The sequence below is a fragment of the Methanocalculus chunghsingensis genome, from assembly GCF_018132105.1.
Lineage (GTDB): Archaea > Halobacteriota > Methanomicrobia > Methanomicrobiales > Methanocorpusculaceae > Methanocalculus > Methanocalculus chunghsingensis.
This window is the reverse complement of record NZ_JWHL01000041.1, coordinates 1-793: the sequence shown is the minus strand read 5'-3', so window position 1 is coordinate 793 and position 793 is coordinate 1. Positions and strand designations below refer to the sequence as shown.

2 protein-coding genes are annotated in these 793 nt (G+C 49.3%); both read left to right on the top strand.

From position 1 onward, the window contains the following. The first annotated feature begins 104 nt into the window (after window positions 1–104). Window positions 105–515, top strand: a complete 411-nt coding sequence (gene tnpA, locus RJ53_RS11505; protein WP_211531782.1) for an IS200/IS605 family transposase — start codon at window positions 105–107, stop codon at window positions 513–515. A 3-nt stretch (window positions 516–518) separates the two neighbouring features. After that, window positions 519–793, top strand: a 275-nt coding sequence (locus RJ53_RS11500) for a helix-turn-helix domain-containing protein (protein WP_211531781.1), incomplete at its 3' end; no start/stop codon positions are given.

Below are 793 nucleotides of genomic sequence, written 5' to 3'. Positions count from 1 at the left end.
TTTTAGGATCGTAACAGGCTAATCCCCGCCATTTCAATGGTGGGATACAGCCGCCTCCACCTCCCCAAAATGTATATTACATATGGTGTAGTATAGTATTTTTAATGGTAAAACCCGAGCATTGGATAAGCGCGAGAGGCTGCGTATACAATGTTAATTACCATTTCGTATGGTCTGTGAAATACCGGCGTAAAGTCCTGGTTGGGGACGTTGCAGAGCGACTGAGAGAGTTGCATGAGGCCATAGCTCACGAGCGGGGTTTTCTCCTGCATGAGCAGGAGATTATGCCCGATCACGTTCATCTTTTCATCACCGCTCATCCCAAGCATGCTCCCGCCACGATGGTGAAGATCCTCAAAGGAATCACAGCTAAGAAACTCTTTGAGTCGTTCCCCCATCTGCGTCAACCCCTCTGGAAAGGACATCTCTGGAATCCCTCCTATTATGTCGGTACCTGTGGGGATGTAACGAAGGACGTTATCCGGAATTACATCAACACTCAGAAAGAAAAGTGACTCATGGCAATCAAAGCGTACCAGTATCGGTTATACCCTACCAGGAAGCAGATTACCTGCCTTGAGCGGACGCTTGAGAGCTGTCGATGGGTCTACAATGAAACGCTTGCCATGAGGAAGAACGCCTGGGAGCAGGAGCAGAGGTCTGTATCATACCTGGAAACCAAACGCCAGCTCCCTCTCTGGAAACAGAAGAGACCTGACCTGAAGTCGGTTCATTCGCAAGTACTTCAGGACGTGTCGCACCGGGTAGAACTGGCGTATCAGGCATTCTTCAC

Bases quoted from the DNA above. Each gene is read 5' to 3' on its own strand.
- tnpA (WP_211531782.1), top strand. From the start codon at position 105: ATGGTAAAACCCGAGCATTGGATAAGCGCGAGAGGCTGCGTATACAAT.